General features: G+C 54.7%; 4 protein-coding genes. All 4 read left to right on the top strand.

Translation table 11 applies throughout. The annotated features are described in order from the left end of the window. Positions 1–270: 270 nt before the first annotated feature. The 4 genes from AC56LW_RS23955 to AC56LW_RS23970 all read left to right on the top strand — a co-directional run bounded on the left by AC56LW_RS23955 (position 271) and on the right by AC56LW_RS23970 (position 3,646). Positions 271–1,374 carry a S41 family peptidase gene (locus AC56LW_RS23955; protein ID WP_499638342.1) on the top strand — a complete coding sequence of 368 codons (1,104 nt, stop codon included), beginning with the start codon at positions 271–273 and terminating at the stop codon, positions 1,372–1,374. Positions 1,375–1,604: 230 nt separating this feature from the next. Continuing rightward, positions 1,605–2,408 (top strand): regulatory protein RecX, encoded by an 804-nt coding sequence (locus tag AC56LW_RS23960; RefSeq protein ID WP_499638345.1) that lies wholly within the window; start codon positions 1,605–1,607, stop codon positions 2,406–2,408. Between the two features lie 167 nt (positions 2,409–2,575). After that, complete coding sequence (locus tag AC56LW_RS23965; protein ID WP_499638348.1) at positions 2,576–2,950, top strand: hypothetical protein; 375 nt, start codon at positions 2,576–2,578, stop codon at positions 2,948–2,950. A gap of 150 nt (positions 2,951–3,100) precedes the next feature. Beyond that, positions 3,101–3,646: a hypothetical protein gene (locus tag AC56LW_RS23970; protein WP_499638352.1), complete on the top strand. Its 546-nt coding sequence runs from the start codon at positions 3,101–3,103 to the stop codon at positions 3,644–3,646. Positions 3,647–3,778: the final 132 nt, after the last annotated feature.

The raw sequence follows: 3,778 nt of genomic DNA on the forward strand, positions 1-3,778 counted from the left end.
CGGTCTTCACCTTCAATAAAGCGTTTCATCTGGCCCCTGCATTGATGAGATACTGGCTTAACGTTTCCTCAACCGGTTTCGTTTACACGAAGTGGTGTTTTTACACAGCCTGGGCCAATAGCAGACGTCGTGACGGTCCGGCGCATCGGGTGCGTTGCCTCTACAGTAAGTAGGCCACTATTGAAAACCAGCAATCTTTCCAGATATTGAAGAAGTGACACGACCTTTCTGTTCAGACAACATAAACCGATCGAGGTTTTAAGGGAAGAAATGAAAATATTGCGTTCTATTGGTACCGCCGCTATTGTCGCAGCCATCGCTTGTTCGCCTGCTTTCGCGCAATCGGCTGGGGTTTCTAACCAGCGTGACATGCAGATGAACGCCGCGAGCCGTCAGCAGTTGATAGACGCCGTGATTAAGGAAGTCAACAACAGCTACGTCTTTCCCGACATGGCGAAAAAGGTCGAAACATCGTTACGCCATCAGCAAAAGCGCGGATTCTATGACGCTATTGCTAGCGCACAGCAACTGTCCGAAGTGCTGTCCGATGAATTGCAGGCCGCCACTAAAGACCGGCACCTGCGCGTGATGTACAGCGAGGCGGTGATAGCCGGCAGGAAGTCTTATAACGAGCGATCGCCCGAGGAAGCCGCCAGCTACCTCGCGATGATGAGGTCGAACAATTTTGGCATAGATAAAATCGAACGGTTACCCTTCAATATCGGGTATTTGGAACTTGCGCGCTTCGCGCGCGCAAAGGAGATGGCCGAGACGCTGGCCGCCGCAATGACGCTTGTCGCCCATACGGACGCGCTTGTTATCGACCTGCGCAATAACCGTGGAGGCGATGCAGCCGCAGGACTCCTGTTGGCCAGCTATATGTTTGACAAGCGCACCCAGCTAAACGACTTCTACTACCGCGAGGGCAACCGCACCGAACAGCGGTGGACTGCCGATGTCGTCCCCGGCCTGCGCTATGGCGGGACGAAGCCGGTCTATATCCTGACTAGCAAGGACACTTTCTCAGCAGCAGAGGACTTCACCTACGCACTCAAAAACCTCAAGCGTGCGACTGTCGTCGGTGAGACCACCGGAGGCGGCGCTAATCAGGGTGGTAACAAGCGGCTGCTGCCAAACTTTTCACTCTTTGTGCCACTAGGCCGCACAATCAGCCCGTTAACGAAAACAAATTGGGAAGGCGTTGGCGTGACGCCCGATATCAGCGTCTGTGCAAGCGATGCTTTGAGAACTGCGCAGCTAGCTATCTTGGCCAATATTGCGGCGTCGGAGAACAATCCTGACGAGCTAGGTCGCCTAAATGAGCGCATTGGGCAGCTTAGCGAACGCACTACTGGACGCATCACGTGTGGCTGATCTGAATATGCACGTTGGTAGTTACCTGCTATCTGGATCTGACGTTCGCTTCGGGTCGGTACCGGCCTGTGGCGGCTACCACTGGAGTTTCAACTTGCCAACCTGCTATGCTGGCTCGACCGGCCGGATTCGGCCGTGCACCTGTGCACCTGTGCAGGGAATACAATGGTCCGGCGAGGCGCTTCTCCTGACGCCGACATCGTTAATCATGCCGCGAGCCTGACCTATCCATGTACCTGATCAACTCGAAGACCGGAAAACCTGTAGAGGTCACCGAAGAGGACCTTGAAGGGTATGGGAGTGGCGAAAAGCCGAAGCGATCAAGCTTCGGAGCGAGACCGAAGAGCAAGGATGACCAGACCGTCCGGCCCAGCAAGCTTTTGCAACGGACTTTTGAGACGGACGAGGCGCCGGCGCAGGATGGTGTGCCCAGAATCACGCGCAGCTCCGACTACAAGAAGAAGGTTCCCAAGACCAGTTTCGGGACGAAAAAGCCTGCTCCTGGAGAATATGCAAGGACGTCCGACAAAAAGCCAAAGTACAAAGCGCGCGACCCGGCTCAGCCACAGCAAAAACCGAAGCAACCGGCGCACCAGTATGCCGGATGGCTCCTGTCCAAACGGGAGTATTCGGCAGCCGTACTGCGGCGCAAGCTAGTCCTGCGAGGCTACAGCGAACAGGAGGCAGATGACGCACTGATACTGCTGCAGGGGTTGAATTACCAGTCAGATGAACGGTATGCGGAGATGAAAACCCGGCAGATCGAACCACGGGTCGGCGACGCGCGAGTCGCCCTGACTCTCCGACAGAAGGGTATCGACGAGCAACTTACGAAGGCAACCATTGAGCAAATGGAGCCGGAAGATGAGCGCGTTGTCGTTGTGGTCGAGAAGTTTCGCAAGGACATTGCACAGACGGGGATGACACAAGAACTGCGGCAGAAGGTTTATCGCTTCCTGGCTTACCGGGGCTTCAGCGGCCATTCGATAAATATCGCCATGGAGCATCTGAAATCGGGGCCTGAATATGACTAGACGTTGCATTAGTAATGCGATGTGAAGCGATCAAGGCGCAGGAATTATTTCAAGATTTTCGGGGCGACGGGCGCTAACGGGCGCCTGGGAAATGATGTGCTTGGACCGGTTGGCAGCTACTGGCCAGCCGCACGATCAATCCGAGTCGCGTTTTCTAGAGCTTCCTTGTGACAAACACACAGACGCAAGCGCAAAACTGGATAGATATCCTGCTAGCGCAGGACCTACCGTTTATCCATCCGTTGTTCGAGCAGATCGCGGCGGGGAAGATTGGCGAGCTTTGTCAGTGTGGTTGCCATGGATTCGCATTCAAGGTGCCTACCGGCGTAACTATCCCACCGCTACAAGACAGAACGAGCCTGTTTTATGAACTAGCGTTCACGTCGAACTTCCCTGAAGAAATCGACATGCTTCTCTTTACTGACGAGCGCGGTTGCCTCAGCAGAGTGGACGTGACTTACGGCGCGGGCAACATCGGGCCTGTGCCTGAAGGGCTGATTCCAGGTGCCAAAATCGGTGCTTGGCCAGCTGCACACAGATAGGCAGTTGCCGCAGTTGTCGAACGTCTGCTTCGGGTCGATTCCGGCCTGTCGCGGTCACTGCTGAATGTTGAACTGGGCAACCCGCTATGTTGGCTCGACCGGCCGGCTTCGGCCAGTAGCGGTCGTTTGAACTCTTTACAGAACTCTCTAATGATGCGCACTCTCGTCCTTACCTGTGATCTTGATAAAGTCAAGATTGTTGACGAACCGACATACGCTTTCGGTTCCGTGGATAATGCCCGACGCTACAAATATGAGATACCTCTTGTGTCCGACGAAAGGCCAACCTCGATTCATGGGGTATTACTCAATGATGAGCCGATTGTTGTCTTTGGTGCCGGAGGCGGGTGCAGCACCGTGCACGAGCATTCGGGATTGGTACTGGACTCGAAGCTATATTTAGCTGTCGGTGATCGCATAGTCTGCTTCGTCCCATTCAGCCGGCGCCTTGCTTGGTCCTCGAAGGTCGATTCTGCAACCTGCTTCGGCATCTACTACAACCCAAGCCGGCACGCACTGCTTTCTCACGGTGAGTTAGAGATTGCTCGAATTGATGAGGCTGGAGAACTGCTCTGGTCTAGTTCTGGTGCAGACATTTTTTCGGAAGGGTTCCGGCTAGAAGATGAGTACATCTCTGCGGTCGACTTCGATGGCAGGGAATACCGCTTCAGCTACGAAACGGGCTCGTCATTATAAATGTCCGCTCTGGGTCCAGGCCGTGTAAAAACTTAGAAGCAGGCCCTGGCAGCGGAACTGTACCCGCCGATGCATGTTGAGCGGCTCTTCAAAGCGCTCAGGGTGCAATGCCGCGTTTTCCGGGATACCGAC

Source organism: Telluria sp. LT2P80 (assembly GCF_059685955.1).

What these genes read in the sequence shown, in the direction of transcription:
- AC56LW_RS23970 (WP_499638352.1), top strand. Translation starts at nt 3,101, where the DNA reads ATGATGCGCACTCTCGTCCTTACCTGTGATCTTGATAAAGTCAAGATT.
- AC56LW_RS23960 (WP_499638345.1), top strand. Translation starts at nt 1,605, where the DNA reads ATGTACCTGATCAACTCGAAGACCGGAAAACCTGTAGAGGTCACCGAA.
- AC56LW_RS23955 (WP_499638342.1), top strand. Translation starts at nt 271, where the DNA reads ATGAAAATATTGCGTTCTATTGGTACCGCCGCTATTGTCGCAGCCATC.